Source organism: Rhizobium johnstonii 3841, assembly GCF_000009265.1.
Lineage (GTDB): Bacteria > Pseudomonadota > Alphaproteobacteria > Rhizobiales > Rhizobiaceae > Rhizobium > Rhizobium acaciae.
Map to the genome: position 1 here is coordinate 275,786 of NC_008381.1, position 26,610 is coordinate 302,395.

The 26,610-nt window shown below is 61.8% G+C and carries 20 protein-coding genes and 1 pseudogene; 16 read left to right on the forward strand and 5 right to left on the reverse strand.

Translation table 11 applies throughout. From position 1 onward, the window contains the following. The first annotated feature begins 23 nt into the window (after window positions 1–23). Entirely contained in the window at window positions 24–728 is a 705-nt protein-coding gene (locus RL_RS28745; protein WP_011654300.1) for a GntR family transcriptional regulator, read from the forward strand. 30 nt (window positions 729–758) lie between these two features. Here RL_RS28745 and RL_RS28750 read toward each other — a convergent pair whose 3' ends face one another. Further along, entirely contained in the window at window positions 759–2,057 is a 1,299-nt protein-coding gene (locus RL_RS28750) for an alpha/beta fold hydrolase (protein ID WP_011654301.1), read from the reverse strand. 121 nt (window positions 2,058–2,178) lie between these two features. On the opposite strand from RL_RS28750, the gene RL_RS28755 reads away from it, so the two are divergent. The 3 genes and pseudogenes from RL_RS28755 (at window position 2,179) to RL_RS28765 (ending at window position 4,422) form a co-directional block, all read left to right on the forward strand. Next, window positions 2,179–3,321 (forward strand): M24 family metallopeptidase, encoded by a 1,143-nt coding sequence (locus RL_RS28755; protein ID WP_011654302.1) that lies wholly within the window; start codon window positions 2,179–2,181, stop codon window positions 3,319–3,321. A 49-nt stretch (window positions 3,322–3,370) separates the two neighbouring features. Beyond that, window positions 3,371–3,466: pseudogene (locus tag RL_RS39455) on the forward strand (hypothetical protein); the annotation flags it as partial. Window positions 3,467–3,681: 215 nt separating this feature from the next. After that, a complete protein-coding gene (locus RL_RS28765) occupies window positions 3,682–4,422 on the forward strand; it encodes a hypothetical protein (protein WP_011654303.1) in 741 nt (246 codons plus the stop codon). Between the two features lie 102 nt (window positions 4,423–4,524). On the opposite strand, the gene RL_RS28770 is transcribed toward RL_RS28765, so the two are convergent. After that, entirely contained in the window at window positions 4,525–5,862 is a 1,338-nt protein-coding gene (locus RL_RS28770; protein ID WP_011654304.1) for an alpha-L-fucosidase, read from the reverse strand. Window positions 5,863–5,952: 90 nt separating this feature from the next. Then, on the reverse strand, window positions 5,953–6,960 hold the full coding sequence (locus RL_RS28775; protein ID WP_003538646.1) for a LacI family DNA-binding transcriptional regulator: 1,008 nt from the start codon (window positions 6,958–6,960) through the stop codon (window positions 5,953–5,955). Between the two features lie 192 nt (window positions 6,961–7,152). Between RL_RS28775 and RL_RS28780 the strand changes: the two genes are divergently transcribed. The 10 genes from RL_RS28780 (at window position 7,153) to RL_RS28825 (ending at window position 19,464) form a co-directional block, all read left to right on the forward strand. Beyond that, window positions 7,153–9,078, forward strand: a complete 1,926-nt coding sequence (locus RL_RS28780; RefSeq protein ID WP_011654305.1) for an ABC transporter substrate-binding protein — start codon at window positions 7,153–7,155, stop codon at window positions 9,076–9,078. A gap of 102 nt (window positions 9,079–9,180) precedes the next feature. Next, a complete protein-coding gene (locus RL_RS28785) occupies window positions 9,181–10,167 on the forward strand; it encodes an ABC transporter permease (protein WP_011654306.1) in 987 nt (328 codons plus the stop codon). A gap of 12 nt (window positions 10,168–10,179) precedes the next feature. After that, a complete protein-coding gene (locus RL_RS28790) occupies window positions 10,180–11,313 on the forward strand; it encodes an ABC transporter permease (protein ID WP_011654307.1) in 1,134 nt (377 codons plus the stop codon). Further along, window positions 11,303–12,352: an ABC transporter ATP-binding protein gene (locus RL_RS28795; RefSeq protein ID WP_011654308.1), complete on the forward strand. Its 1,050-nt coding sequence runs from the start codon at window positions 11,303–11,305 to the stop codon at window positions 12,350–12,352. Before RL_RS28790 ends, RL_RS28795 begins: the two co-directional genes overlap by 11 nt. Further along, a complete protein-coding gene (locus tag RL_RS28800) occupies window positions 12,352–13,410 on the forward strand; it encodes an ABC transporter ATP-binding protein (RefSeq protein WP_011654309.1) in 1,059 nt (352 codons plus the stop codon). Before RL_RS28795 ends, RL_RS28800 begins: the two co-directional genes overlap by 1 nt. Further along, window positions 13,410–14,243, forward strand: coding sequence for a 5-deoxy-glucuronate isomerase (locus tag RL_RS28805; protein ID WP_011654310.1), 834 nt, complete (start codon window positions 13,410–13,412; stop codon window positions 14,241–14,243). Before RL_RS28800 ends, RL_RS28805 begins: the two co-directional genes overlap by 1 nt. A gap of 69 nt (window positions 14,244–14,312) precedes the next feature. After that, window positions 14,313–16,175: a GH39 family glycosyl hydrolase gene (locus tag RL_RS28810; RefSeq protein ID WP_011654311.1), complete on the forward strand. Its 1,863-nt coding sequence runs from the start codon at window positions 14,313–14,315 to the stop codon at window positions 16,173–16,175. Window positions 16,176–16,206: 31 nt separating this feature from the next. Then, a complete protein-coding gene (locus tag RL_RS28815; RefSeq protein WP_041936825.1) occupies window positions 16,207–17,025 on the forward strand; it encodes a sugar phosphate isomerase/epimerase family protein in 819 nt (272 codons plus the stop codon). A 4-nt stretch (window positions 17,026–17,029) separates the two neighbouring features. Beyond that, complete coding sequence (locus RL_RS28820; RefSeq protein ID WP_011654313.1) at window positions 17,030–18,046, forward strand: hydroxyacid dehydrogenase; 1,017 nt, start codon at window positions 17,030–17,032, stop codon at window positions 18,044–18,046. After that, complete coding sequence (locus RL_RS28825) at window positions 18,043–19,464, forward strand: mandelate racemase (protein WP_011654314.1); 1,422 nt, start codon at window positions 18,043–18,045, stop codon at window positions 19,462–19,464. The genes RL_RS28820 and RL_RS28825 overlap by 4 nt, the downstream gene beginning before the upstream one ends. Window positions 19,465–20,124: 660 nt before the next feature. Here RL_RS28825 and RL_RS28830 read toward each other — a convergent pair. Continuing rightward, the gene (locus tag RL_RS28830; RefSeq protein WP_011654315.1) at window positions 20,125–23,271 is read right to left on the reverse strand and encodes an efflux RND transporter permease subunit; all 3,147 of its coding nucleotides are present in this window, start codon (window positions 23,269–23,271) and stop codon (window positions 20,125–20,127) included. Continuing rightward, a complete protein-coding gene (locus RL_RS28835) occupies window positions 23,271–24,371 on the reverse strand; it encodes an efflux RND transporter periplasmic adaptor subunit (RefSeq protein ID WP_011654316.1) in 1,101 nt (366 codons plus the stop codon). The genes RL_RS28830 and RL_RS28835 overlap by 1 nt, the downstream gene beginning before the upstream one ends. A 208-nt stretch (window positions 24,372–24,579) precedes the next feature. Here RL_RS28835 and RL_RS28840 point away from each other — a divergent pair, with 208 nt between their 5' ends. Further along, on the forward strand, window positions 24,580–25,266 hold the full coding sequence (locus RL_RS28840; RefSeq protein ID WP_011654317.1) for a response regulator: 687 nt from the start codon (window positions 24,580–24,582) through the stop codon (window positions 25,264–25,266). A gap of 2 nt (window positions 25,267–25,268) precedes the next feature. Further along, window positions 25,269–26,558, forward strand: a complete 1,290-nt coding sequence (locus RL_RS28845) for a HAMP domain-containing sensor histidine kinase (RefSeq protein WP_011654318.1) — start codon at window positions 25,269–25,271, stop codon at window positions 26,556–26,558. The last annotated feature ends 52 nt before the right edge of the window (window positions 26,559–26,610 follow it).

Sequence of the window (26,610 nt, forward strand, 5' to 3'; positions counted from 1 at the left end):
CTCTAACGAACGAGGGCGGACGAATGCGGAACGACGCGGAAAATGTGCGGGTGCGCGGCTCTGGCACGCAGAGCGTCTATGTGACGCTCAGGCAGGAAATCCTGTCGATGGCGCTGGAACCCGGCAGTCCGCTCGACGAGGTGCGGCTGTCGGAACGTTTCCGGATGTCGCGGACTCCCATTCGCGAGGCGCTGTTGCGGCTCGCAGCCGACGGGCTCGTCACGACGCTGCCGAACAGGAACACGATCGTTGCGACGATCGATTTCGCAAGCTTGCCCACCTATTTCGAAGCGCTGACGCTGATGTACCGGGTGACGACGCGCGGCGCGGCGCAACGGCGAAACGGCGAGATCATGAAGACCGTCCGCCGGCATCAGAAGGACTTCGCCGAAGCCGTTGCCGGGCGCGATGCCTATGCGATGATCGAGGCGAACCGCGAATTTCACGTCGCGATCGCCGAACTTGCCGGCAATCCCTATTACACGGCCTTCTTCGCCAGGCTGCTCGATGAGGGCCGGCGTATTCTTCGTCTGTATTATTCGACCTTCGACGACCGTCTGCCGCGCCAGTATGTCGATGAACACGAGGAGATGATCGCCGCAATCGAAGCCGGCGACGTCGAGAGGGCCGACCAATTGGCGATCGCTCACGCAGCGCAGATCGTCCGCCAGATCCAGGAATATATTGCCCGCGACCTCGACCGGCCGGTGGCGATCAGCATGTCCTGACGCGACGAGAGCAATTGAACCGCTCTCGGCTCAGGAGGCGAGGGGGCCGCCCTGCTCCCTGACCAAGGTTATCAGCCTGCGCAGGACAGCCGCCGATTGGCGAACACCGTCATGCTCGAATTCGTTGGTCACCCATGCCTGAACATTGGCGACGTGGCGCGCCGTTTCGAGCGAAAGCCCGGCATCGACATACATGTCGTCATGATAGATAACCGCAGCCACCGGCACCTCGTTTGCCGCAAGGCGTGCCGGATCATAGAGCGGCTCGTAGCGTTCATATGCGGCCAGCGCCTCGACACCCGCCCTGAAGGCCCTAAGCGAGCGAATTTCCTCGAACATCCAGGGATACATCATCTCCCCTGTCAATAGCAGCGGCCGCCGGTCGCCGGCAAAGGCCGGATGCTCGGCGCGGATGCGTTCGGCCGCCCAGGCAGTCGGCGCCCGGCCCTGGCCATAGATGCTTTCCTGCAAAACGGCGAAGAGCGGATTGTCGTCATAGGAGGTCAGCGACATCACCGACGCGAGGAAGCAATCGGAGAGACGGTCTTCATTGGGGCCGGAGAAAGCCTCGTCGACCAGCCAATGGATGTTCTCGTAACCCGGCGCCATGCCGAAATCGATGCCGATCGTCTGAAAGCGGCGAACGGAGAGGCGATCGCCATCGGGCAACCGCACCTCGTTGGTCTCGATATAGTCGGCGATCCGGCCGATGCGTTCGGCATCCCCGGGGTAACGGCGGTAATAGGCGGCGTTCTTTTCGGTGACGCGCGGGTAGGTGCGCCGATAGACATCATCGGCCGTCGCCCCAAGGCCGGCAAGGCCGCCGGTGACATAACAGGCGGAAAGTCCCTCCGGCGCCTTCGAGAGATAGGTAAGTGTCAGGAAGCCGCCATAGCTCTGGCCAAGCGTTTGCCAGCGCCCGCCGCCGAAGACGGTTTTCCTCAGATGTTCGCAATCGGCAACGATGCTGTCGGCACGAAAGAGGGTGAGATAGTCGGCTGCGGCCCTGCCGTCCGCAAAACGCTCCATCGTCGCACTTTCGATCCGGCTGCTGCGCCCGGTGCCGCGCTGGTCGATCAGGACAACGCGGTGCGTCTTCAGGGCTTCGGCAAGCCATGGCGGCCCACCGTTGCTCAGCCGCGGCGATTTTCCGCCAGGACCGCCTTGAAGGAAAGCCAGCAACGGCAGTGTTTCGCGGCGGCGGGCTGGATCGCACACTTCGCGTGCGAAAATCCGGATCGTCTCCCCCTCCGGATTCGACCAATCCAGGGGAGCGTCGACCATATGATCGCGTATCAGCATGCCCGGTATGGTGTATTCGACCGCCATCGCTATCTCCTCATTTTCATGTCGACATATTGCCTACAGCGGCATTAGTGTCGGTTCAAGATCCTGGCTGCAAGGCGAGGGCTTCATCGATCTGGAAGCTGAGGAAAAGTAGGAAAACAACATGTCGTGGCAGCATAGGGTACCCCGCATAACTGAGGATGAACGGCAGACCCGCCTCGCCAGGCTTCGGCAAATGATCGAAGCCGAAGGATTGGCTGGCGTGCTTCTTGGGCCGACCGAAAGCCTGCATTACTTCACGGGGCTGGTCTGGCATCCGAGCGAGAGGTTCCTCGGCGCGCTCGTCACGCCCGCGACCATTTCCTACATCGTTCCAGGGTTCGAGCGTAGCCGTGTCGAAACGCTGCCGCATCTGCCGGGGGAAATTCTGGTCTGGGAAGAGGAGGAGAGCAGCGCCGCTCTCATCGCCCGCCTTGTTGCTCAGGGCGGCAGACTTGCCCTCGACGATGGTTTGCCGCTTTTCTTCTATCATGCATTGGCAGCGGAGATGGGTGCAGCGAGGCTTGCCGATGGCGGGCGGCTGATCCGCAACCTGCGTTGCATCAAATCGGCCGCGGAGATTGCCCTCATTCAGTATGCGATGGACCTGACGCTTGACGTCCACAGGCAAGTGCATGGGCTTTTGAAGCCGGGCATCAAGTCATCCGAGGTGGTCGATTTCATCGACCGGCAGCATCGCCAGGCCGGCGCCGATGCCGGCTCGACATTCTGCATCGTCTCCTTCGGCGCGGCGACCTCGCTTCCGCATGGCGCCGACGGCGATCAGGTTCTTGGTCGCGACGACGTCATTCTTATCGATACAGGCTGCCGGATCGACGGTTATCATTCCGATATCACCAGGACCTATATGCTGGAGGGCGGCAACAGCGCGTTCGAACGGGCCTGGTGGATCGAGCGCGAGGCGCAACAGGCCGTCTTCGACGCAGCCCGGATCGGCGCCGCCTGCTCGAGCCTCGACGATGCGGCCCGCAAGTTGCTTTCCAAACACTCCCTCGGCCCCGACTATCGCCTGCCAGGTTTGCCGCATCGCGCCGGTCATGGCCTCGGGCTCGAGATCCACGAGGAACCCTACATCGTTCGCGGCAACGACGCGCCGCTTGCCGCCGGCATGTGTTTTTCCAACGAACCGATGATCGTCTTCCCCGGGAAATTCGGGATCCGGCTGGAAGACCATATGTACATGACCGCCGAGGGACCACGCTGGCTGACCAATCCGGCGGCGGGGCCGACCGAGCCATTCTCCTGAGCGGGCCCCGTGCCCGCTCAGGCGGCGCCGGTTTTCAAGTACTGTCAGGCTGGGCGAGCATGAGGAGATCGTCGCCGCGATCAAGGCTGGCGATGCCGAGCAGGCCGACCGGCTGGCGATCGCTCACGCCGCGCAGATCGTCTGACAGATCCAGCAATATATTGCCCGCGATCTCGACCGGCCGCTGGCGATCAGCATACCTGAAGCGACCGGATTGAAGAGGCGGAGGCAGCCCCGGCCCGCACATTGCAAGGGTTGTCGGCAATTCGATCCGTAAAGTATTACTTCGCAAACGTTACTTGCTTTCTCGCATGGTAAAAGGTTGACTATGGTTAACCCTATAGTCTCGAGGATAGGATGATGGATTTGTTCAGAAAGGAGGGGTATGACCACGCGCAACTGCAGAAAATGACGCTCACTGGCAGATATAGAAATATAGCAGCAATGCTTTCGGTAGCAGTGGTTGCCCTGTCTATATTCTTGATATCGATTGGTGCTTTAATTGAATTTTTTCAACCTGAGTTTTTGTCAAACGTCATTCTCGACGACGTCCCTTTGCACTACATCGCCTGGTTCATGATTACCTTCGGGATCACGATCGCCGTCATCAACGTGATTTTGGCGGCAAGGCGGGAGATCGAGCAGGAGACGGCCGAAAGCATGCTTCCATCGGACGCAGCCGAGATCAAAAGGCAGGCTTTGCGTGACCTTCGAACACATCGAAACGGCTATGCGCGCTCCTCCAAGGTCAATCAATATCTCTGGAATTTTCTCACATTGGGGATCATCGTTTTGAGCGGTCTCTCATCGTTGTTTTCCGCCTATGGCCCGGTTGTCCCCAATTGGCTGCCAATGACCGCTTCCGCGCTCGTGGCACTTTTCGGCGTGATAATGGTTCAATTTCGCGTCAGGGATGTCTGGCAATTGAGAGAGCAGGGAAGGATTGAAGCGGAGGTGCTGGTCGCCGATGCTCACCTCATCGAGACAACAGACAATCTTGCAACGCTCAAACAGGCAGCCGCCCTCAGAAAGCGCGCCCATGCGCTCGAGATGAAACAGCTCAACCAGCTTTTCGTGGAAACCACCGAAGCCAATCCGTAAGCCACTGTCGGTGTATGGCGGGGCCGACGGAGCCGTTTATCTGTGCGGGCAGCCCCGCCCGCTCAGGCAATCTTTCTCAGCTGCGCGACCATCCGTCGCCCTTTAATCCTGAATGCCGGAGGTGCTCCCCGCCTTGAGCTTGACCTCGATGACCGGAACGACGATCTTAGGTCGGCGCACCGGCAGGACGAATGTCATTTGATCATCGCCGACGGGGAACTGAGTGTTCGCCCACAAGGTATTGGCGGACGGGCTCAGCCAGGTGACCTCGCTGCCATCATGCAGGAATTGCGCATATTCGACGTTCCCCGCCAGCGCATCGAAATGCAGATGGCGATAGGGCCAGTTGAAGAGGTGGATATAGAGGCGATCGCCATTCTGGGTCAGGCGGCAATCGGCCGGCGCGGTGAAGTCGGACTGGGTGCAGCCGACGATGCTGCGCTCGTGCAGCGCCATCCACTCCTCATAAGCGGCAAGGGCTGCAATCGCGCGGTGGTCGAGCGTGCCGCGCGCCGTCGGCCCGACATTCATCAGCAGATTGCCGCCCATGGCAACGGTACCGACCAGCATCTGCACCAGTTGTTCCGTGCTTTTCCAGGTATCCTCGTCGCGGTGATAGCCCCAGGAACCGCTCAGCGTGTGGCACGCTTCCCAGACGACGCGCCTGCCATCGCGCAGCGGCCGGGCGCGCGGCATATATTGCTCCGGCGTGACGATATCGGGCTGCAAGCCGGCGAGATCGAGCCGGTTGTTGATGATGATATCGGGGGCAAGCTCGCGCACCAGACGCACGAGTTTCTCGCTTTCCCAATCCTGATGGCCCTTTCCAACCAGGTCTCCGAGCTTCCACTGCGGATAGCTGAAGTCGAACCACATGATGTCGATCTGGCCGAAGTCGGTCAGCAACTCGCGGACCTGCTCACGCATGAAGGCGGCGTAACGCTGCATGTCCCGGCCTTCGTTGATTTTCAGCGCATCGGCATGATTGCGCTGCGGGTGGCGCGGATCGACCGTGAAGTCGGGATGATGCCAGTCGATCAGCGAATAGTAGAACCCGATCCTCAGGCCCTCCGCACGGAAGGCGTCGACGAATGGACCGAGCAGATCTCGCCCATAAGGCGTGTTGGTCACCTTGAAGTCGGTCGCCTTGGTATCCCAGAGGCAGAAGCCTTCATGGTGCTTGGTCGTCAGCACCACATATTTCATGCCCGCAGCTTTCGCGCGTCTCGCCCATTCGCGAGGGTCGTAGAGATCGGGATCGAAGTGATCGAAATATTTCTGGTAGTCGGCGTCGTTCAGTTCTTCACGGCTCTTGACCCATTCATGGCGTGCCGGCAACGCGTAAAGCCCCCAGTGCACGAACATGCCGAAGCGGTCGTGAACGAACCAGGCCTTCTTCTCCTCAGGCAGGGCCAGTGACTGCAGATTGTTGATGTCCATCGGAAATTCCTCCTGTTCCAAACTTTAAGAATTGGAGCATGATGTCGTCCGAAAACCGCTCACACTTTTCGGCATCATGCTCCGGGGCGTTCAGGTCGTTTCGCGGACGATGAGTTCGGGCACGATGACGATACCGTGCTGGCGATTTCTGGTGGCGATGCGGCTGAGCAGCAAACGCACGGCTTCCTCCCCCATTTCGCGTTTTTGCACCCGCAAGGTGGTGAGCGCCGGGGACAGCAGTTCGGCAGTCGGAATATCGTCGAAACCGATCAGGGCGATTTGCCCGGGGATTGAAACGCCGGCGGCCCGACAGGCCTTCATGGCGCCTATCGCATTGAGGTCGTTGTAGCAGACAAGGGCATCGATGCCGGGCGTCTCCGCCAGCAATTGCGCGGCCGCCGTTTGCCCGCCGGCCGCGGTCGGATCGCAGTAAACGATGCCTTGCGCCTTGAGCCCGTGGGCCGCCAGCGTCTTGCGAAAGCCGACAAGACGGCTCTTGCCGCCAAACGAACTGCGCGGCCCAGCGATGATCGCTATCCTGCGGCGCCCGCGCTCGACCAGATGGTCGATGGCACGCGACGCTCCCGTCTCGTAGTCGGTGACAATCGTCCCGGCGACCTCGTTGGGCGCCTCGCGATTGATGAGCACCACGGCGCGGTGGGGCGCAAGCGCCTTGTGCAGGGCGGCGTCGGGCAGCCGCGGGCTGCAGACGATGATCCCGTCGACCCGGTGCCGCAGCAGCGTTTCGATGAGTTCTTCCTCCCGCTTGCTGTTTTCGACGACATTGGACAGAAGCAGATTGTAGCCGGCAGCGCTCGCGGCATCCTCTGCTCCCCTGATGACTTCGGGAAAGAACGGATTGGTGATGTCGGGAACGAGAAGGCCGATGGCCTTCGATCGATCGGACCGCAATCCGCGCGCAAACGGATTGGGCCGGTAATTGAGTTCGCTCGCCGCTAAAATAATCCGTTGGCTGGTCTCCGCACTGGCTCCGCCCCGATCATTGAGCACGCGCGATACCGTCATCGGCGACACCCCTGCGGCGCGGGCGACATCGGCAATGGTTATTTTGGATTCTGGCTCTTTGGGGCGGCTCAATTGGGTCGTCTCTTTAGGATAGGCAGGAAGTTACGATAACGATAACTAGCATAATTTCCGGGAAAGCCAAGGCTACTCAAGTCACGCATAAGGCCATGAGAATCCCTTTGACAAGATTTAACGGTAACGATAACGTTAAAGAAAGAGGAGAATACGTTAACGATAACCTAAGCAGAATATTGGGAGGAAAGAATGCAACACGTCAGAATCTTAAGACGGCAGGTTGTCTCGACCGTTGCCGCGGCGATCCTCATGGGTGCCGGCTGGGCCGGTGTCGCATTCGGCTTTGAGGAGTCGCCGGAACTGAAGGCGCTGGTCGACGCCGGCAAACTGCCGGCGGTCGAAAAGCGGCTGCCCAAGGAGCCGCTGGTACTCACTCCGCTTGAATCGGTCGGTACCTATGGCGGCACCTGGCGCACCGCCACCTTTGGCGGTGGCGACAGCGAGATCGAGCGTTCGATCGGATATACGAGACTGGTCCGCTGGAATCCGGAATGGACCGAAGTGATCCCCGATATTGCCAAGAGCGTCGAGGTCAATGATAACGCCACCGAATATACCTTCACCTTGCGGGAAGGCACACGCTGGTCCGACGGCGAGCCCTTTACCGCGGACGATCTTGTGTGGTGGAACGAGAACGTGCTTCGCAACACCAAGATCACCCCTGCCGCACCCAACTGGCTGACCGCGGGCGGAGAGACCGTCAAGGTCGAAAAGCTCGCCGACGACAAGGTCATCTTCAAATTTGCCGCGCCGAACGGCCTGTTCCTGATGAATATGGCCACCGTTCGCGGCTCCGATATTCTGGCGGCCGCGCCGGCGCACTACCTCAAGCAATTCCACAAGGATTTCAATCCCGACGGCATCGACGCGCTGGTGAAGGCGGCCGGCGCAACCGACTGGGTCCAGCTCTTCAATAACAAGATCGGCTTTCCCGGCCGCTGGCGCGATCTCGGCCGTCCAACGCTCGATGCCTGGGTGTTGACCGCACCCTATAACGGCACCACCCAGGTCGTTGGAGAACGCAATCCATATTATGCCAAGGTGGATACCGCAGGAAACCAGCTGCCTTACTTCGATCGCATCACCATTGATGTGATGCAGGATACCCAGGCAATCATCCTGAAGGCGATCAGCGGCGAAATCGACATGCAGAACCGCTTCATCGAGACGACGGACGCCCGCACGGTGATCGTGCAGAACCAGGAAAAAGGCGGCTATGGCCTGTTTATCGCCCGGCCGGCGTGGTCGAACGCCCTGCTGATCACCCTGAACCAGACCCACAAGAATCCGGCCTTGCGCGCTGTCTTTTCCAACAAGGATTTCCGCATCGGCCTCAGCTACGCCATCAACCGCGAAGAGCTCAACCAGCTGATCTATGCCGGACAAGCCAAGCCCTATCAGGCAGCACCGCGTGAAGGCACTGCGCTCTACGACGAGAAGATGGCGACGCAGTATCTGGAGTATAATGTCGATCTCGCCAATCAGTATCTCGACAAGGCCGGCCTTACCAAACATGACGCCGAAGGCTATCGCCTCGGCCAGGACGGCAAGCGGATCACCTTCGCGATCGACGCCTTGACCGGAAGCCCGATCCAGGTGGACGCCCTCGAGATGATCCAGCGCTATTGGCGGGCCGTCGGCATCGACATGCAGCCCCGCCCGGCCGAACGTTCGCTGATCTTCTCCCGCCTGCAGAACAATGAGAATGACGGCCTTGGATGGGTTGGCGGCGGTGGCTACGACTTCCTCGGCCTGCTCGATCCCAAATGGTATTTCCCGCACGAATACGAGTCGAGCTTCGCGACGGCCTGGGGCCTCTATTACCAGAACCCCAAGGATCCGAACGCGCAAGAACCGAGCCCCGCTGCCAAGAAGCAGATGGATCTCTACCGGCAGGTGCAGGAAGCGCCGACTCTCGAAAAGCAGTTGGCCGCGATGAAGGAGCTGCTGGCGATCACCCGCGACGAATTCTACGTCATCGGCACCAACCTGGAGCCGGACCGCGTCGGCATCGTCAAGACCAATATGCGCAATGTCCCTAAGGTCATTCCCAGCACATCGTTCTACATGACGCCGGGGCCGGCAAAGCCCGAGACCTTCTACTACCAGCAATAACGGAACGCGACGGACAGGGATGGCGTCCACGGGCGCCACCCCATCGACACCAGCCCAGTCCCAATCATCCGATCGGCGATTGCCGATTGAAGGAGCTTGACCATGGCCGGCTTCATCATCAGACGTCTGCTTTACATGATCCCGATGATGTTCGCGATCTCCGTCGTGACCTTCATCATCATCCAGCTGCCGCCTGGCGACTTCCTGACCGCGATGACGGCGCGTCTGGCCTCCCAGAACGAAACGATCGATCCCGGGGTCATCGCCGGCCTGCGTGAACGTTATGGCCTCGATCAGCCCTGGGCGGTCCAATACTGGAAATGGATCAGCGGCATCCTGTTGCGCGGCGATTTCGGCCAATCCCTCGATTGGAACAAGCCGGTCAGCGAGCTGATCTGGGCCCGGATGGGCCTGACGATGGTGGTCTCGGTCACCACACTGCTCTTCGTCTGGGCGGTGGCCTTTCCGATCGGCATCTATTCGGCCGTGCGGCAATATTCGGTGGGAGATTACGTCGCCACCTTCTTCGGCTTTCTCGGCCTTGCCATCCCGAACTTCCTGCTGGCGCTGGTGCTGATGTATGTTTCGGCACAGTATTTCGGCCAAAGTACCGGCGGGCTGTTTTCGCCCGCCTATATCAATGCGGTCTGGAGCTGGGCCAAGCTCGGCGATCTCATTTCGCATATGTGGATCCCGGTCGTCGTTCTCGGCACCGGCGCCACCGCAGCACTGATCCGGATCATGCGCGCCAACCTGCTCGACGAGCTCAACAAGCCTTATGTCGACATGGCCCGCGCCCGGGGCTTGAGCGAAATCCGGTTGCTGTTGAAATATCCGGTGCGGGTGGCGCTCAACCCGTTCGTCTCGACTGTCGGCTGGGTACTTCCGCACCTCGTCTCCGGCTCGGTGGTGGTCTCCATCGTTCTCAGCCTGCCGATCACCGGGCCACTGCTGCTCAACGCCCTCTTTGCCCAGGACATGTATCTGGCCGGCACGTTCATCCTGCTGATGAGCATGCTGACGCTGATCGGCACGCTGATCTCGGACCTGCTGCTCGCCTGGCTCGATCCACGCATTCGCAACGGCTGAAGGACCATATCAATGACCGATCAAGCCATCGCGCTATCACCTGAACTGATCCAGAATTCCGACGCGGTCGCCGGGCAGTGGAAGCTCATCTGGCGCCGCTTCCGTCGCCATCGGCTGGCGCTGGCGGCAGGCGTCGTCATCTTTTTGATCTACCTGGTCGCCCTGTTTGCCGAGGTTCTCGCCCCGGTTTCATCGCAGACCTACGATTCCCGCTATACCTATGCGCCGCCGCAGCAGATCAAGTTCGCCGGCTACGACGCGGCCGGGCAGTTTCATCCGCTCTACGTCAACGGTTATTCGATGAAAGTTGACCCGATCGCGCTCAGCCGCAACTATGTGGCCGATCCGGCCGTCGTCATCCCCCTCGGCTTCTTCGTCAAGGGCGAACCCTACCGGCTCTGGGGGCTGTTTAATTTCGACCGGCACCTGATCGGTCCGATCGAGATGGGGAAACCATTCTACCTGTTCGGTGCCGATCGCCTCGGTCGCGACGTCTTCAGCCGGACGGTCCACGGCACGCGCGTTTCGATGTCCGTGGGGCTGATCGGGGTGGCAATCAGCCTCATCCTCGGCATCATCCTGGGCGGCATTTCGGGGCTCTACGGCGGCTGGGTGGACGATGTCATCCAGCGTTCCATCGAGCTCATCAACTCTATCCCGACCATCCCGCTGTGGATGGGCCTTGTGGCTGCCGTCCCGATCAGCGCCGATCCGCTCCTGGTCTATCTCTGGATCACCATCATCCTGTCGCTGATCGGCTGGACTGACCTGGCGCGGGTGGTGCGCGGCCGCTTCCTGTCGCTCAAGACGGAAGACTTCGTAATCGCCGCCCGTCTCGACGGCTGTTCGCAGATGCGCATCATCTGGCGGCACATGGTTCCGTCCTTCATGAGCCACATCATCGCCTCGGTGACGCTCGCCATCCCGACGATGATCCTCGCAGAAACTGCGCTCTCCTTCCTCGGCATCGGCCTGCGCCCGCCGGTGGTGAGTTGGGGCGTGCTGCTTCAGGAGGCGCAGAACATTCTCGCCGTCTCGAGCGCACCCTGGCTGTTTCTTCCCGGTCTCGCGGTGATCATCACCGTGCTCGCCCTCAATTTCCTCGGTGATGGATTACGCGATGCTGCAGATCCCTATGAATACTGATCCCAATTTTGCCGCGGCCGGCGGCCGGCACGGGGATCGCGACCAGCTGATCGAGGTCGATGATCTCAGGACCCATTTCTTCGGGGGTGCGGGCACCATCAAGGCGGTCGACGGCGTCTCCTTTTCCATCCCGCGCGGCAAGACGGTCTGCGTCGTCGGCGAATCCGGTTCGGGCAAGAGCATCACCGGCCGCTCGATCCTCAACCAGGTTCCCAGGGGAGGGCGGATCGTCTCGGGGGCCATCCGCTACCGGCCGGATCCGGCAGCAGCCTCCGTCGACCTGGCGGCGCTCGATCCGCGCGGCCACGGCATGCGGGCGATCCGCGGTGCCCAGATCGGCCTGATCAGCCAGGAGCCGATGGCGGCCCTTTCCCCCGTTCATACGATCGGCAACCAGATGGTCGAGGTGATCCGCCTGCATCTGAAGATGGGAAAGAAGGAGGCGCGCGAACATGCCATCGAGACATTGGCTCTGGTCGGCATCCCGCGGCCGGCCGAGCGTATGGAAAACTATGCCTTCCAGTTTTCCGGCGGTATGCGCCAGCGCGTCTGCATCGCCTTGGCGCTCGCCTGCCGCCCCAAGCTGCTGATCGCCGACGAGCCAACGACGGCGCTCGATGTGACCACCCAGGCCAATATCCTCGATCTGCTCGCCTCGCTGCAGGCAGAATTCGGGCTCTCGGTGCTGTTCGTGACCCATGATCTCGGCGTGGTGGCCGAAATCGCCGACGAAGTCGTCGTCATGTATGTCGGCCGGGTGGTGGAGGCAGGCGATGTCGACACGATCTTCCACGCGCCTGTTCATCCTTACACCAAGGCGCTGCTGCAATCGGTGCCGCGCATGCATGGGCAACCCACCGAACGGCTCGCCATCATCGACGGCATGGTGCCCTCGCGGTTCAATCGGCCCCCAGGCTGCAGCTTTCATCCCCGATGCAAAGAGGCAAGGGCGGGCCTGTGCGACCAAAAGGATCCACAGCCCGTCGCCATCGGCGACGGGCATGTCGCCAGCTGTCTGCTTTACGAAGGAAGACGATGATGGCCGATCCCATGACGCAACCAAGCCCGCTGCTCGAGCTGAACGATCTCAGGATGCATTTCCCCATTCGCAAGGGCGCATTCCGGCGTGTGGTCGGACACGTCAAGGCAGTCGACGGCGTTTCGCTTCGTGTCGAGGATGGCGAAACACTCGGCATTGTCGGGGAATCCGGCTGCGGCAAGTCCACGCTTGCCCGCACGGTGCTGCGCATCTATCAGCCGACGAGCGGCGAAATCCGCTATCGCAGCCGCAGCGGCGGCACGGTCGATCTCGCCGCGTTGTCGGGTTCTGCGCTCGACGAAATCCATCGCGACCTGCGCATCGTGTTTCAGGACCCGCAATCTTCGCTCAATCCGCGCCTTCCGGTCATCGACATCATCGGCGAGGTCCTTGGTGTCAACGGCATCGCCAAGGGCCGGGAGCTCGAGCACCGGGTCGCTGACCTCATGCAGAGCGTCGGCCTGCGGCCCGAATACATGCACCGCTATCCGCACGCGTTTTCCGGCGGCGAACGACAGCGCATCGGCATCGCCCGGGCGCTGGCGTCCAATCCGCGCCTGGTGATCGCCGATGAGGCCGTCTCGGCGCTCGATGTCAGCGTGCAGGCGCAAACCATCAACCTCCTGCAGGATCTGCAGGAACAGTTCGGCCTGACCTATCTCTTCGTCGCCCACGACCTCTCGGTCGTCCGGCACATCTCGGACAATATCGCCGTCATGTATGTCGGCCGGGTCGTCGAAAAGGCGCCGACGGAGCAGATCTTCTCGCGCCCGCTCCATCCCTACACCGAAGCGCTGCTCTCGGCGGTGCCGATTGCCGATCCGCGGATGCGCCGCCATGGCCAGCGCATTCGGCTGGCGGGCGAGGTTGCCGATCCCGCCCATCCGCCTCCCGGCTGCGCATTTCATCCTCGCTGTCGCTACGCCACCGAGCTTTGCAAGCAGGAGGTGCCCGGCTTACGCACCGTCACAGCCGATGGGCACGCAGTGGCCTGTCACTACGCCGAATCCCTGACGCTTAATCCCTTTGCCGATCGTATAATTCCGGAGTTCAATTGATGCCCGAATTCATTCCACGCTCCGAGCAGCGTCCCATTGTGGATACCTCCTCCACGACGCTCGATCTCATCTACTTCGATCTCGTCACGCTCGCCTCCAACGAGCAGGACATCCGGCGGCTGCCCGCGCACGAAAGCCTCTACGTCGTGCTGTCGGGTCAGGTGGATATCGAGGTGGATGGCATCATGTTCGAAGCGGTGGGCCGGCGAGCCGATATCTGGGGAGGCGATGCGGACTCGGTTTACGCGCCCGTCGGCGCCAATGTCCGGATATCGGCTCGTGGCGCGGCGGCGGAAGTCGCCATTGCAGGCGGCCTCTGCGACACGCGTTACGCCGCGTTTCGCATCACGCCGGATGAGGTCGATGCGGTCAATGTCGGCTCGTCTGACACCCACAGCCAGCGGCGGATCGTCCACCTGCTCGGCCAACGGCAGAACGGACGCTGCGGCAACCTGCTGGTGAGTGAACTCTATGCCGGCGAGGGGTGCTGGTCCGGCTATCCCCCCCACAAGCATGATACGGAAGACGGCGATGTCGAGACCCGGCACGAAGAACTCTATCATTACCGCTTCCAGCCCGAGACCGGTTTCGGCAGCCAGATCACCTATGACGAAGACGGTCCGGTCAAGATCCTCATGACCCGCAACGGCGACACTGTCCTGGTCGACCGGGGTTACCACCCGACGGTCACCTCGCCGGGGCACCAAGGCTATATCTTCACCATTCTTGTCGGCAAGCACCGCCGCGGGCTGATCCAGCGCTTCGATCCCGCCCATCAGCATCTGACCAAAACCATCCCCGGCATCGACGCGATGCGCGACAAGTTCAAATAATCCGGCTCCTGGCCTCGTGCGCCGGCATTGCGGCGTACGGCCAAAATTCCGCCCAAGGAGAGACGACCCATGCGTGAACGTACGCGAATAAGCGTTGATGCCAGTGAAGCGGTACGCCCGTTCAACCGGTTCTGGCGCGGCACCGGCTTTTCGCCGGCCGAGCTGCTGCTCGAGCCCGAGATGCGCCAGATGCTTGCCTATATCGGTGGCCTGCCGAATGAGGGCATCAAGTTCCTGCGGGTGCATTATCTCTACAATCTGCTGAGCGCGAAGGGCGAGGTCGGCTACGACTGGTCGCTGCTCGACCGCGCGCTCGACGTGATGATCGAACACCGCCTGAAGCCGTTCTTCGAACTGATGGGCAACCCATCCGGCCTGTTCACCGACTATGAGGACATGGATCAGGTCAGGCGCTGGCGGGATCTCGTGACGGCAACGGTCGACCGTTATGGCGCGCGTTACGGCATGGACGAATTGCGCACATGGTATTTCGAAACGACGAACGAGGCCGACTCCGGCTGGTGGACCTACGGGATCAAGGGTTACACCAACTACTACGACGCCTGCGTCGCGGGGCTCGATGCCATCGATCCCACCTTGCCGATGGGCGGACCCGGAACCGCCCGCACGCTCTCGCCGATCTTTCGCGCCCTGATGGCCCATTGCGACAGCGGCACGAGCTGCCTCAGCGATGACGGCCCGCCGCGCATCGATTACATCTCGATCCACGAAAAGGGCGTCAACGGCAGCAAGGAAGACCTGACCCCGAAAACCAACGGTATCGTCGACCGCACTTTGCTCGTCGTCGACTATCTGAAGGAGCATCACCCGCGCCTGGCGGGCTTGCCCATCGTCAACGATGAATGCGATCCGCAGCTTGGCTGGAGCGATCATCATAGCTGGCACGGCAAAGCCTATTACGCCGGTATCATCGCCCGCATCATCGAACAGCACGACCGGCGCATCATCGCCCCGAAAGCGGCGAATTTCACCTTCCTCAGCAATGACCACGCCTTTATCGGCGGCTGGAGCCAGCGCACGATCTTTGCCTATTTCGGTTCGCGCAATTTCACCAAGGCGCAGTGGGAGCACAAGACCAATCTGGATATGCTGGTCACCGATGTCGACAGGGCGCCGCCCTTCGACATCATCAAGAAGCCCGGCCTCACATCGATGGAACTGCTGGCAACGCTTGGCGATACCGTTTGCAAGGTGACGGCCGAACCGCCGCTTGCGCCCGACCAGGATGGCCTGGCGATCCTGCCGACGCGGCTGCCGGGCGGCGGTGTTTCCATCAGCCTCATCCATAGCGTCGATGCCATCAACCGCTCGGGCCGGACCGCCGTCCGTCTCGAGGTGAGCGGCTTGGTTCCCGGCCGCCACGCGCTTTGCCTGCTGCGCATCGACGAGGAATTCACCAATCCGATGGAGGTCTGGGAAGCCCAGCACGATGAAAGCAACCCGCGTGGGCTCTTCGAGCCGGTCGGCGCACCGCCTGCACCTGATGAAGCGCAGTTTGCCGAAATGCGCCGCGCGCAGGAGCCCGCCCTGCTGCATCCGATCAGCGTCGTCGCGTGCGACGAAGGCCGGATCAGTGTCGACCTGGATGTGCCATTGCCGTCGCTGACGCAGGTGCTTGTCGTTCCCGATATCGGCGTGCCACCGGCGGCACCGAGCGGCCTTGTCGTCGAACGCTATCTCGGCCTCGGCGGTCGGGAGGAGCGCATGCTGTTCTGGGCTGCCGGCGATGCCAGCCCGGCCATCTTCTACGATGTCCTGGTCAGCACCGATGGCGCGGCTTTTGAAAAGGTCAGTTCAGCGCCGCTGATCTCGACGGCATTCCTGCACATGTCGCCGCCGCAGGGCGTGCGTTATGCGGTGCGCGCCCGCGATGCATTCGGTCGCCGCAGCGAGCTTTGTCTCTCCCGCTGATGAACAGCGCCTTCCGTCTGGGATAAGATCAATGGATATCGCCTATTTCACCAAGACCCTGGAAGGTCTGCCGCTCGAGAAGGCAGCCGAGATCACGGCCGGTTTGGGGTTCGACTGCGCCGATCTCCTTATTCGCGATGGCCATGCCGTTTCCCCTGACAGGCCCGAGGGGATCGCCAATGCGGTAAAGTTCTTTGCCGCTGCCGGTGTTCGCACCTCGATGGCGACCATCGATTCCGCCCGGCCCGACGATGCCGCTTCCCGGCTTCTTAGTTGTTGCGGCGAGGCTGGCATCGGGCAGATTAGGCTTGGCTTCTGGCGCTACGACCCGTCGCGGCGCTGGCGGGTCCAGGTCGATGAGGCGCGGCGCGATCTCGACGGCTTCGAGCGCCTGGCCGACCGCTTCGGCATCAAGCTGACCATCCAGCTTCACGGCGGGACCCTGCACAGTTCGGGCGCGCTTGCCGTGCAATTGCTGGCCGGGCGCGATCCGATCCGGCTCGGCGCCTATCCCGATCCCGCCAATCAGATCATTCGCGAGGGAAGCGAAGACTGGCGTCTGACCCTCGATATCCTCGATCCGTGGTTCTGCTGCATGGGCGTCAAGAACAGCGGCTGGTTTCCAGGCGCTTACGGATCCCATGGCCAGCGCGCTTGGCATTCCGACTGGTACGGGCTCGACGAAGGCATGGTGCCCTGGAACGAAATCGTCCCGCATCTGGTCGCCACCGGATTTACCGGCGTGCTCTCGATGCATTCCCAATACCGCGTCTCCCGTGAGCAGGCGCTCGACAAGGTCCGAGCTGATCTTGCTCATTTCCGGCGCCTGGTCGCCGCAGCGAAAGAGTAGAACCATGAACGAACAGGCTCCCGTTATCGCCGTACTGCTGACCGAAAGAACCCGCCGGATGATGCTGGACGATGCGGCGATTGCCCAGTTGAACGCCCTTGGCGAGGTGCGTTGGCCGACCGGTGCCGCAATCGACGCCACCGATGTCGACCAACTGCTGCACGGCGCTGTCGCGTGCCTCACCGGATGGGGCACGCCGCCCTTCGATCCCGCCGCGCGCCAACGCCATCCGCAACTCGCCCTCGTCGCCCATTCGGCAGGCAGCGTCCGCACACTCGTTCCCGCCCGTCTGTTCGACGATGGCATTCGCGTCACCCATGCCGCTTCGAAAATTGCCGCCTCGGTTGCCGAGTTCGTCGTCGCCGAAGCGCTGCTCGCCATGCGCGGCATTCATCGGCTGCATCATCAATTGCGCAACGGCGGCGAATGGCTCGACGTCCGCGCGGCCGTGCCGCAGAAATTGCTGGGCTCCAGAACGGTTGGCATCGTCGGCGCCGGATATGTGGGCCGGGCGGTCATGCGCCTTCTCGTTCCCTTCGGCTGCCGCGTGCTGGTTGTCGATCCCTTTCTCCACGATAGCGAGGCTGCGGCACTTGGCGTTTTCAGAGCCGGGCTGAACGATATGCTGGCCCAGGCAGACATGGTCTCTCTGCATGCGCCCGTCCTGCCCGAAACGCGCCGCATGATCGGCGCCCGCGAACTGGCGCTATTGCGCCCCGGTACGCTGTTCATCAACACGGCGCGCGCGGAGCTGGTCGACGAGGCGGCGCTGCTCGCCGAGATCCGCTCCGGCCGTATCGAAGCGGCTCTTGATGTCTTCGATAACGAGCCGCTGCCTCAGGACAGTCCCTTTCGCGACCCTGCACTCGCCAATGTCACCATTTCGCCGCATGCTGCCGGCCACACAAACGAGGCGCATCTCGCCCAGGGGCAGGCCATGGTGGACGAGATCGGCCGGCTGCTTCGCCGGGAACCGCTCCAGCACGAAGTGTCGCGCGCCATGCTCGACCGGATGGCATGATCGTGGACAGAAACATTGGAGGCTCCGTGACGGCGCCGCGAATCAGAGTGATCGAGATCGACGCTTTCGAGCGCGATATCAGGCTGCGCCTGCCGTTCCGCTTTGGTGCGGCTACCCTCGAAAAGGCGCCGCAAGCCTTCCTCAGGGTCCGCGTCGAGGATGAAGAGGGGCGAACCGGCCTTGGTGCGACCGCCGAGATGATGGTGCCGAAATGGTTCGACAAGAACCCGGCCTTCACGCCGGCGCAAAATGTCGATCAGTTGCGCACCTCGATCCATACCGCTGCGGCTGCTTCGCTCGAACCGTCTGAGCTGGCGACACTGTTTGCCGCCGCCCGCCTGAACGAGATGGAGACCGTGCGGCGCCTGCCTGGAAATCCATTGGCCGCCTGTTTCGGCCCTTCGCTCATCGCCCGCGCCGCGCTCGATGCCTATTGCCGTCTTGCCGGCATTTCCTTCTTCGAGGCGGTGCGGGGCAATCTCGTCGGCATCGGTGGCCCCATGCTGCCCGGCGATATCGATGCGGACGCTGCCTCGGCGATGCTCGCCGGCCTTCGCCCTGCCGGCGCGATTTCCGCCCGGCATACGATCGGGCTTGTCGATCCGATCACCGAGGGCGATATCGTCGATCCCGTCGGTGACGGCCTGCCGGAAAGCCTCGAGGCGGTGATAACACGCTATGGCAACCGCTGGTTCAAGATCAAGCTTTCGGGCACGATCGATGCCGATATCGACCGCCTGACGCGGATCGCCGCCGTGCTGGACCGCCTGCCCGACTATCGGGTGACGGTCGACGGCAACGAACAGTTTGGCGCCCCCGAACAGCTTGCCGCCTTGCTGGGGCAAATCGAGGCGAGGCCACGGCTCGCGAGATTGCGTGCGGCCATTGCCTTTGTCGAACAGCCGTTCTCGCGCGCGATCACCATGGAAACGCCGCTGGGGGACCTGGCGGCGCAATTGCCCTTCCTGATCGATGAGAGCGACGACGGCGACGGCGCCTTCGCCGCCGCCAGGCGGCTCGGTTATACCGGCGTCTCCTCGAAAACCTGCAAGGGCATCTACCGCTCGCTCATGAAGGCGATCCGCATCAGAACCGGAACCGCGCCGGGACTGTTCCTCTCGGGCGAGGATCTGACCTGCCAGGCCGGGCTTGCCGTGCAGCAGGATCTGGCGCTGGTCTCGCTGCTCGGCCTCTCCCATGTCGAGCGCAACGGCCATCATTATGTCGCCGGCATGCAGGGTGCGCCTCAGGCCGAGAAATTGCGCTTTGCCGCGGCCCATCCCGATCTCTATGAGCAGGGTGGCGACGGACCGCTGCTGTCGATCCGCGACGGCCGGATCGCCATCGCTTCGCTCGGGGCGGTCGGCTACGCAAGCGGCGCCTTGCCCGATTTCGAAGCGATGACGCCAATGTCATGACGCCCGGCAATGTTCAGCATGAGATAGGGCGTGCTGCCCTGTCGAACTGTTCGGTCTGTCCGGCAAACATGCCCCGATCACCCGGAGCATCAATCACCCCGTTCCTCCAATTGAAATGTCTTCCAGTAGAGCATGACGCTCTATTCGAAGGTTTTCTGCGCGGCCTGATTGGATCCCGGGACTTAAGCAAGCAGCAATTGAGATATAATTCTTTGAATCAAGCTTCAGCAACCACCGCCAAATCTCCGCAAATATGACTTTCCGCTCCGCGAGGCGGCAATGCAGAATATTTCGATGTGCCTTGGACAAACGACACTCCGGATTGAACTGAGGTCGAACTCTAATAGCTGTGTGGATGTTAAGCGCGGTTAAGGAAGTGTAAAGTTTGGTAAAGGTTCTGCGAGGCACGCAAGGTGCGCTGCTGGCGGAAAGCTGTATGCGGCCAAAAGGAACGTGGGCAACTGCAGCCAGCGTGATAAGTGCTTGGACTATCGCTTCCAGAAGATGCAGGACGCGCAGGCGGCACGAGGCCGCCTGCGGGGGGATACGTCCCGCGGTCTCGTTCCGGGGGAGGGAATTCGACCGAAGAGGTTGCCATGAAAGCCGCCGGTGTGGCCCGTATCGGGCGCGGCCATCTTGCGCATAACTTGCCAAAAGCAGTCATCTCTGGCCTTGCCCCCGCTTCGAAAGCTCGGGCTTGAAGGCGATCGCTGCTCGATCGTTGGATGCCTGTGGCTCCGAGTCGGCGGTATCAGGCCCGGTCCGGTGAACGAGGCGCTTGAGCGCTTCGTTGAGGTCGTCGACGAAGGTGAAGATGACAGGGATGACGACGAGGCTGAGCAGCGTCGACATCATCACGCCGCCGATCACCACAATCGCCATCGGCTGCCGGAAGCTGGAATCGCCACCCGTCAGGCTGAGCGCGACCGGAAGCATGCCGCATGCCATGGCGATCGTGGTCATGATGATCGGTCGTGCGCGCTTGTGGCAGGCATCCACGAGGGCATCGAACCGGGGCATGCCCTGACGGCGCGACATGATCGCGTATTCGATGAGAAGGATGGAGTTCTTCGTCACCACGCCCATGAGCATGAGCAGCCCGATGACGGCCGACATCGAGAAGCTGGTTCCGGTCACCACCAACGGCACCAGCGCGCCGCCGAGCGAGAGCGGCAGAGCCATCAGAAGCGTGAACGGCTGCAGGAAGTCGTGAAAAAGCAGGACGAGGATCGCGTAGATGCAAAACACCCCGATGGCCATTGCAAGGCCAAAGCTTTGGAACAGCTCCGAACTGCGCTGAAGTTCGCCCTGCTCGACGAGAGTGACGCCCGACGGCAGATGCTGAAGCGCCGGCAGGGCCTGCGCCTCGCGGTTGACGTCGCCCAGGATGCGGCCGTTGAGCTCGACGGAAAGAGTAACATTGCGCATCCGGTCGATGCGGTCGATCTCCGACGGGCTGCCGCCGATCCGGATATCGGCGATCGATCCGAGATCGACATTGCCGTTCGTTCCTGCCACTCGCATGTTCTTGATGTCGTCGAGCTTCGTGCGTGTCTCGGGGCTGAAGCGAACGACAATCGGAACCTGGCGCTGCGGCAGGTTGAGCTTTGGCAGATCGGCGGAGTATTCCCCATCCGTCGCCACGCGCACGGCTTCGGCGATGGCGCTCGAGGTCACCCCGAGCGCTGCTGCGCGCGCGAAGTCTGGCGTGATCTGGATTTCCGGCGCCTGCCTGGCTGCGGTCGATGTCACCGCGCCGATGCCCTGCAGCGTGCGGAGCTGTTCTTCAAGCGCCGTGCTTGCGCTGTCAAGCGCATTGGCATCGTCACTGGCAAGGGTGATCTCCAGCTTCGTACCATTGCCGCCACCGCCGACCGCGACCCGCACACCGGGCAGGACCGAGAGAGCCTGCCGGATGTCGTTTTCGATTTCCGACTGCTTGCGGTCACGCTCGCCGATGGGCGGCAGCACAGCGACGATCGTGGCGGATCCGACGCTGCTCGTGGTGCTGGAGTCGGGGCCCCCGCCCGAGGATGCGGAACCGACCGAGGAAAAGACATGTGTCACGTCCTGGAGCTTGCCGATGATATCGGCGGCCTTCGTGGTCGTGGCGTCCGTCTGCTCGATAGTAGCACCCGGCTGCATGGTGAGCGTGATCTGGGCTCGCGCGTCGTCGGACGCGGGCAGGAAGCCGGATTTCAGGAGTGGGATTGTGGCCAGCGAAAGTGCGACGACGATGGCAGTCACGGCCACCGTGGTCTTCCTGCGGTTCATCGCGGCTTTCACGATTGCCAGATAGGCGCGCATGATGCGGCCGTCCTTTTCCTCGCTCGGATGGGCCTTCATGAAATAGGCGGCCATCATCGGCGTCAGCAGCCGTGCGACGACGAGCGAGACGAGGACCGCCACGGCGGCAGTGATACCGAACTGGCGGAATATAAGTCCCGGTATGCCGCTCATGAAGGCCGTCGGCAGGAAGACCGCGACCAGCGTGAAGGTGGTCGCGATGACGGCGAGTCCGATCTCGTTGGCCGCCTCCAGAGCGGCGTCGATCGGCCGCTTGCCCATCTGCAGGTGGCGAGCGATGTTCTCGACCTCGACGATGGCATCATCGACAAGGATGCCAACCACGAGCGACAGCGCCAGCAAGGTGACGACATTCAGGCTGAAGCCGGCCAGATACATGACGAGGAAGGTCGGTATGACCGACAGCGGCAGCGCCACGGCCGACAGGATCGTCGCACGCCAGTCCCGAAGGAAGAGCCAGACGACGATGATCGCCAGGATCGCGCCTTCGTACAGCATGTGCATCGAACCATCGTAATTGTCGATGATCGGCCCGAGCGTGCTGTAGGCCTCCTCGATCTGCACGTTGGAATGCTTGGCTGCGAACTGTTTCATCGCCTCGTCGACGTCGGCCGCGACACTGCTGTCCGAAAATCCGTTCGAGCGCTTGATCTCGACTGCGACCACCGGCTTGCCGTCAAGATAGGCCATCGAGGACCGCTCCGCGAAGCTGTCCGTGACGGATGCGACATCGTCGAGGCGAACCTGCTGCCCGTTGGCCAGGGGAATTCTGAGCTCCTTCAGAGCATCGACCGACGCCACCGCACCGAGCGTGCGCAATGTCTGACGGGTGCCGCCAATCTCCCCAAGGCCACCTGACGTATCGGCCTGAACTGACTTCAATTGCGCCGACACAGTGGTCGCCGTCACGCCGAATGCGGCCATCGTCGTCGGATCGAGGTCGACGTGAACTTCGCGGTCGACACCGCCGATGCGATTGACCTGTCCGACGCCCGGTACCGACAGGAGCGCCTTGGTCAGATCGTTGTCGATGAACCAGGAGAGCTCGGTTTCATTGAGGACGGCAGACCGGATGGCATAGGTGACTAGCGCCGAACTCTGTACGGTGACTTTGGTGACGCTTGGCGTTTGCATCTGCGCCGGCAGATCGGCCGTTGCGCTGTCCACGGCGTTGCGGACCTCGTTCAGGGCCGTTTCGCTGTCCTTCTCCAGTTTGAAGGAGACGCTGATTGACACCGTGCCGTCGGTTATCGTCGTGGTGACGTGGTCGAGATAGCTTAGCGAGGCAAGATTGTCCTCGATCGTGCGGGCGACCTCCGTCTCGAGTTGCGCCGGTGCGGCGCCATCGAGCGTCGCGGTAATTTTGATGGTCGGGAGGTCCATATCGGGGAAGTTCTGGACCGGCAGCTGCTTGAAGGCCAGCAAACCGCCGACGGCAAGCATCGCAAAGAGCAGGATCGCCGGTACGGGATTGCGGATCGAAAATGCGGAAAAGTTCATCAACCTTCTCCCGCAATCTTCACGAGATCGTTGTCCGACAGAAACGCTCCGCCCGACGTCACCACTCTCGCCGAGAAATCTATGCCGGAGACGATCTCGACTTCGCCGTCGGCGCGGCGGCCGGTCTCGACCCGCACCCGTCTTACCCGCTTGTCCTCGCCGGCCGTGAAGACATAGTTTATCCCGTCACGGAAAACGATCGCTGTCTCCGGAACCGTCAGCGCCGGCGTGGTCGTCAGTTCGATGGTGCCGGTGACATAAAGACCGGTGCGCGGCTGAACGTCCTGGGGAAGCGCGACATAGACGATCGCCCGGCTTGTATTGGTGTCGATCGAAGGTCCGACGAGCCTTACCTTGCCCTGAATGGGACGCCCGTCCGGCCCGTCGATGTCGACGCGCAATCCTTCCGAGATGCGTGAGAGATAGCGGGCCGAAACCTCGGCCTGCCATTCGACCCGCTGCTGGCGGACCAGGCGAAACAATTCAGTGCCCGACGAGACGACCGCGCCGAGTTCGGCCGATCGCGAGGTTACCAGGCCGTCGTCGACGGCCGTGACGGTCGTCTGGTCGAGCTTGATCTTCTGGCTGTCGAGCGCCGCCTCTTCAGACGCAAGACTTGCCGTCGCCGTCTGTTCGTCGGCGAAATATTCGACAATCTTCTCATCCGAAAGGGCGCCCGAAGAGCGGAGCTGCCGAGCCCGGTCCGCATTGGCCTTCGCCTTTGTCAGGTTTGCCTGAGCGGTCACGACGGCCGCCTCCTGCTTGCGAAGGTCGGCCTGGACGCTGTCCTGCGACATCAGGACAAGGGTCTGCCCCTTCTTGACCACGGAGCCGACGTCGGCCAGGATTTCGGTTACGCGCAGGCCGCTCGTCTCGGAAGCGATGATGGCTTCCTGCCAGGGCTTCAGCCAGCCGCTTGCGGGAACGGTTTCCGGCCAGTCTCGTTGCGTCGGCGTCACCAGCGAGACGGTCAGGGCGGGTGCGGCGGATTGATCCGCCATGGCATTGCGCAGGGGAAGCAGGAGCGCTGCCGCAACAAGAGCGGCAGCGAATATTCTGGGCGGTTTTCTCAACGATGCATTCCTTGTGGTCGAAGGCATTGGTGCCTTTTCCCGAGCTGTGCCAACTCGATGAAGGATTGCGGCTCATGTGGAGGCAACCCGATCCTGGCTCGCGGTGATGTCATCGCAGGATAAGTAACGGGGTGAACGTTAAGTGCGGTCAAGTTAGTGTTAAGTTAGGTAAAACCCGGTCGCGCGGCTGAGTTTGTGCTGTATGGCTTACCCGGATCAATGACGGACGAAGTGAATGAACAAGGTTCTCCTCATCGACGACGATGCCGAGCTGACGACGCTTCTGCAGGAATATCTGGTCGAAGAAGGATATGACGTCGTCACGGATACGGACGGGCGCGCCGCCATTGCGGCGGCGGCCGGCAATACGGTCGATATTATCGTGCTCGACATCATGATGCCTCGGATGAACGGGATCGAGGTTCTGCAGAGGATCAGGAAGCTCAGCCAGGTCCCGGTCCTGATGCTGACCGCAAGGGGCGATGACGTCGACAGGATATCGGGTCTCAATCTGGGCGCCGACGACTATGTGCCGAAGCCATGCTCGCCGGGCGAACTTGCGGCGAGACTGCGCGCTATCCTCCGCCGGGCAGGACAGCCGGCGGCCGGTACTTCGACCGACACGATAAGGGCGGGAAAACTCGTGATTCATCCGGGCAGCAGGATCGCCGAATGGCGCGGCGAAAGCTTGGAACTGACCGGCACGGAATTCAGCCTGATCGAGGTCCTCGCCCGCAGCGCTGGCCAGCTCGTGTCGAAGCAGGACATTTCGAAGCGGGCCTTCGGCAAGCCGCTCACCCCATTCGATCGCCGTATCGACGTCCATATCAGCAGCGTTCGTCAGAAGCTCGGACTGAGGGAGGACGGCCAATCCTGGATCCAGTCCGTTCGCGGCCAGGGCTATCAACTTCTCGTGGACTGACCATGCCCCGGCTTTTCTGGAAATTCTTCACGACGATCTGGTTGACGATGGCGGCGACAGTCGGCGTGATCATCCTGCTCGTCAATTTTCTCCAAGAGGTTCCTTTTGCGCGCGAACTGGAGGAAGAGCGGCGAGCGATCGCCCTGAACCTCACCGCAAACGTGCTCGCCAAAGATGGCGAAGATGCCGCCGCGCATTTCGTGCGCACAAATGAAGAGACGCTACCGGCTGGTCTGACGATCTCCAAAACTGCGAAAGCCGATGCTTGTGCGGTTCCAAAGACCGTCGACACAAGATCCGTCCAGGAGGACGGGGTTTGCTATCAGATTTCCCTGCCGGTCCTGGCGACGTTCACCTTCGAGAACTTCGGCCCGTTCTTGCCATGGCTCACGATCCTGATTTCGAGCACGATATCGGCAGGCGCACTCGCCCGATACCTCATTCGTCCCGTCGTTCATCTGCGCGATGGCTTGAGCGCGCTCGCCCATGGCCGCTTCGACTTCCGCATTGGTGACAAGATGGCCGGCCGAAAGGACGAGGTTACCGCGCTTGCACATGATTTCGATTCCAGCGCCGCCCGGCTTCAGGAGCTGCAGGATGCGCAGCAGCGGTTGTTCCATGATGTCTCACACGAACTGCGTTCGCCTTTGTCCCGCCTGCAGGCCGCTGTCGGCGTCCTCCGGCAGAGCCCGGCGAAACTCGCCGCCATGCTGGACCGCATGGACCGAGAGGTCGAACGGCTTGATGCCCTGGTCGGCGAAGTTCTGACGCTTGCAAGGTTGACTGCCGGATCCAGCCGGCCGCTGAAAACGCACACTCTTGATGTCATCGAACTCCTGAACGAAATCCTCAGCGACGCGGCATTCGAAGCCCAGGCACGGGAGGTCTCGATCACAACCAGTGTCGAGGGCACCTTCCGCGCCGAGGTCGAAGGTGAGCTGGTCTACAGGGCGCTCGAAAACGTCGTGCGCAACGCCGTCAAATACACGGCCGAGCATTCGCGCATATCAGTAGCTTGCGAGGCGACGGCCGACCGCCTCGAAATCTGCGTCACGGATCAGGGGCCAGGTGTCAGGCGGGACGAACTCGAACGGATCTTCCAGCCGTTCTCACGTGGGACAGAGGCCGTGCCAAGAGGCGGATACGGCCTTGGTCTGGCAATCACCAGGCAGGCCATCGAACGCCACGGTGGGCGTGTGTATGCGTCATTGCCTGATACAGGTGGCCTGGCAATCACCCTGGAGCTTCCCAGGAAGCCGATACCCTATGGCTTGGCGGACGAACACGCCTGAGGACCGCTCGACGAAGCTTGAGGCGGTGGTCGGTCATCCCGAAGTAAAAACG